Genomic DNA, 3707 nt, shown 5'->3' on the forward strand with positions numbered 1-3707 from the left:
TGTTCGGGCCTTCCGCCTCCGCTAATCCCGCGGGCAGCGCCGGCCGTTCGCAGGGCCCGAGCCGGAAGGGTGGCCGAGTGGTTTAAGGCAGCGGTCTTGAAAACCGCCAGGGGTCGCAAGGTCCCTCGTGGGTTCGAATCCCACCCCTTCCGCCATAAGCTAGATATTTCAATGGGTTTTCCGGCATCAGGGCACTGGTGTTTTCTAGTTTCGGCCCTCAGTACCCGCTTTCGCGGAAGACTGATTCATGATTCAACATAGGGATGATTCCCGAAGCTGCAGAGGTCCGGTTTTCGCCGGAGGATCGTGCGGTGCTTGAGGCTCGGTTGCGGGCGCCGACGACGGAACGGCGCGACGTGCTCCGTGCACGGATCATCTTGCTCGCGGCCGACGGGCGCTAGACACGGTCGATTGCTCGAACTGTGGGCACGATGCCGCGGACTGTGAGCCTGTGGCGCGGACGGTTCTCCCGGGATGGCTTGCCCGGTTTGATCGACAAGCCGAGACCTGGCCCCACGCCTAAGTATGGGGCTGAGAGCGGTCGACGCATTCTGGCGGTGCTGGACAAATCGCCTCCGGCAGGATTTGCGCGCTGGACCGGACCGCTGATTGTGGCCGAACTGGGCGACGTGCACGAGCAGCAAGTGTGGCGTTTCTTGCGTGCCCAGCGGATCGACCTGGATGGTCGCAAATCGTGGTGCGAGAGCCAGCGAGAGCGAGGACCCCGACTTCGTCGCTAAGGCGGCCGACGTGGTCGGGCTTTATATCGCGCCGCCCGAGAATGCGGTCGTCATCTGTGTCGACGAATAGCGCCGCCGAACCCGAAGTTGATGCGCAGCAACCTGACCGATCTTCGTAGCTTCATCATGTTGGAAGGCGTCGGGCACTGGCGTAGCCTTAATTCTCGATGCTTTCCAGCAATCGTGCCACCTGCGGGCGCAATTGCTCGCAAGCAAGATTACGGTCGAACCTGATCACCTCGTCGCGGTCGCGAATGACACGCAGGTGCATCAGTGTGGTTTCATCGCGTTTGCAGGCATCCTCGGTGTCGCGCCGATCGCCTTTTTTTCCTCGCGCGTTGTTCTCCTCGGGGGCGGCGGTTCCCGAACGTGGCGGTCTCGTCGCCAGAGCTCCTTGCGGCTGTTGGGTTGGCGCCGCCAGGGCTGTGGCAGGAGGCGGCGTGGCCGTCGGCCCCAGGCTCTCGAGCAGACGTTGCAGCTGAGGACGCAACGCTTCGCAGACGAGATCGCGCGCAAAGCGCACCACCTCCTCGGGTTTGGGGTCTTTACGCAGTCGGCCGAGCCGTTCCTCAGCATCCTCGCAGTCTTGGACGCTCTCGCCCTTTCCCTGAACCAGGGCCGCCTGCCGATCTTGTTCACGCAAGCCCTCACCCTGGCCGTGCGAGTCCGCCGTTCCAGCCGGCTCGTCATGCCGTACTTCTACGGGCTTCGCCGCCTGCCCGCTCGGCGGCGAGCGGTCTCCAAGCAAACCGAGTATCTCGTTGGCGTGGTCGACAGCGAGCGGGTTATCGAGTCGACCTGCCTTCTGCACCGCCTCTGTCGCCGTTTCCACGGCCAAAAGCTTGGCGAGCTGCGCCCGCGCGAGATTGGCATAAAAGCCACTCTTGTGGAGCTCAAGGAAGGATTCCCACACCTCCCGCGTCTGGACCTTTTCGGCCATCTCATAGTCGCGCGCTACGGCAAGGTTTGGATCGACGGCCGCAGCGGCCGGTCCGCTCGCCTTGGGCTCCGGCGCCGGAACCAACGAAACCTCGTCGCCGCCGAGCGATCCATAGACGAAGGGCTCTTGCCGGTTTCCGGTGTTCTTCAGGACCTCATCTCGGACCTTCCCGAGCGCAATCCTGATATCGAGGCCCGGCTCTACAAGATACTTCATCAGCGCCGTCGTGAACGGACTGTTGGGCCCGTTTCCTTCGTACGACAGTGACCCGGCCTTGGCCGCATAGGCGATCAGCGTGTCGGGGGTCATCGGCTCGATCTTGGCGAGTCCGTTCGTAATCGCCCGCGTCACGATCGTGCGACTCCCCCTCGACGAGAAAGGATTCTGGCGGCATGCATCGAGGATGATGAGGCGCAATTGCCGCGCCGGCTGCAGCGCCAAAATGAGGCGATCGAGCGAAATCGCCTCGTCGTCGGCGTCGTAGTCGGTCTGGAGCTTGGCATCCACCGGAATCAGATAGTTGGTACCGCCCTTCTCGATACCGTGCCCCGCGTAGTACACGACCGCGATGTCGGCACTCTGCGCGGTGATCATGAAGTCGTGCACCGTGCGCCGGAACTCCGCTACGTCCAGGTCGACTCGCCATTTGACGACATCGAAACCGGCTTTATGGAACAGCGCAACCATCCCCATCGCGTCGTTGATGGTCTTTGGCAATCTCTCGACGTTGCGATATTTCGAGTTTCCTATGACGAGCGCGACGCGCTGGCCGGCCCACACAGGGCCAGCCGCAAGCATTCCCCAACAGAGCGCCAAAATCGCATATGTCCACCAACATATTTTCATCCCCATTGCCCCATGCTCGGCGCCGACACTGGTAGTCCTTCAGCGGGAGGCTTGCAACCGACGCTCGTGACGTGGATGTGGACGTGTGTGCGCTTGTGGATGGGCTCTGTGCCCAGTGCTCGTGACCACGACGGAAATTTTCTCAGAAAAGACTGGTGGGTCATGCGGAATATGCTTGTCATCGCCCAGCAGCAATTGAAGCGTATGGCGGCCCAGCGGAAGGTTGATCTTGGCTTCCGTTTGCCCTGCCCCGAAATGCAGGTGATTAAAGTCATTGGGTATCTGCTGGTCCAGTGGTGGCAGGGGCGCGTCAATCAAAAGATGATGGTGACCCGTATTCGCCTTTTCCGTACCTGCCGGCGCGACGCCCATGTTAAGCAGACCGAAGCGGATGGTCGGCGTTCGCGATATGACAGAGCCATTGGATAGATTTTCGAAATAGACCTTCGCGCCCGCGGGCGAAGGATGCCTGCCCTTCGTTTTTGCGGGCGACGTGTTTGCCGGTGCCGCGATGGCGGCTGCCGTGTTGGCCTGGCCCGAATCGGTCACGGTGACCCGAATGCGCTCGGACATCACGGGCGGCGAATGCGGAACGTGATTCTTGTCGCCCAGGAGAAGTTGAAGGGTATGTGTCCCGGGCGCCAGATTAACCTCGGCCTCGGTCTGTCCGGCACCGAAGTGCAGGTGATTGAAGTCGTTGGGAATCGGCCGGTTAAGCGGCGACAGTTCGACGTCGATCAAGAGATGGTGGTGTCCAGAATCCGCTTTGTCCGAGCCAGCGGGGGCGACCCCCATTCCCCGCAGCCCAAAATGGATCGTAGTCGTCGGTCCAATAGTTGCGCCGTCCTTCAAATCGATGAAGTAGACCGCCGCTGCCGCTGGCGATGGCGTCGGCCCGCCGACCTTCTTATCCTGCTCTTGGCTGTGGGCGGCCCTGTCAACCGAGAGGAGGAACGCAAGCGAGAGAAACCACGCAACCGCTGTCCGCACGATAGGCCTCCCTCCGCCTGCTCTTCCCCCACACTCCCAAGTTATATTTTAACATTAGCTTTTTCATACTTATTATAACAGATTGACAAAAAAAGACCAGCACGTAGCATCAGGTTTCGAGCAAAAGGACCTGTCGATGGGTCCGGGACGACCAGAAAACGTGACGGCTATCCCGCGCGACGATGCCGCGG

At 61.1% G+C, this 3707-nt stretch carries 2 protein-coding genes, 1 tRNA gene and 2 pseudogenes; 2 read left to right on the forward strand and 3 right to left on the reverse strand.

Features of this window, described 5'->3' with window-relative positions:
- Window positions 1-63 precede the first annotated feature (63 nt).
- Window positions 64-155 (forward strand) — tRNA-Ser (locus VEJ16_05440).
- Window positions 156-263: 108 nt separating this feature from the next.
- A pseudogene (locus VEJ16_05445) lies at window positions 264-807 on the forward strand (helix-turn-helix domain-containing protein).
- Window positions 808-897: 90 nt separating this feature from the next.
- Here the strand turns inward: VEJ16_05445 and VEJ16_05450 are convergent.
- The 3 genes and pseudogenes from VEJ16_05450 to VEJ16_05460 all read right to left on the reverse strand — a co-directional run bounded on the left by VEJ16_05450 (window position 898) and on the right by VEJ16_05460 (window position 3516).
- Complete coding sequence (locus VEJ16_05450) at window positions 898-2526, reverse strand: caspase family protein (GenBank protein ID HYB09094.1); 1629 nt, start codon at window positions 2524-2526, stop codon at window positions 898-900.
- Window positions 2527-2565: 39 nt separating this feature from the next.
- Window positions 2566-3099 carry a DUF4399 domain-containing protein gene (locus tag VEJ16_05455; GenBank protein HYB09095.1) on the reverse strand — a complete coding sequence of 178 codons (534 nt, stop codon included), beginning with the start codon at window positions 3097-3099 and terminating at the stop codon, window positions 2566-2568.
- Window positions 3079-3516: pseudogene (locus VEJ16_05460) on the reverse strand (DUF4399 domain-containing protein). The gene VEJ16_05455 and the pseudogene VEJ16_05460 overlap by 21 nt, the downstream one beginning before the upstream one ends.
- Between the last annotated feature and the right edge of the window lie 191 nt (window positions 3517-3707).

This window comes from Alphaproteobacteria bacterium (assembly GCA_035625915.1).
Classification (GTDB): Bacteria; Pseudomonadota; Alphaproteobacteria; order JACZXZ01; family JACZXZ01; genus DATDHA01.

What these genes read in the sequence shown, in the direction of transcription:
- VEJ16_05450 (HYB09094.1), bottom strand. Translation starts at nt 2,526, where the DNA reads ATGAAAATATGTTGGTGGACATATGCGATTTTGGCGCTCTGTTGGGGA.
- VEJ16_05455 (HYB09095.1), bottom strand. Translation starts at nt 3,099, where the DNA reads ATGTCCGAGCGCATTCGGGTCACCGTGACCGATTCGGGCCAGGCCAAC.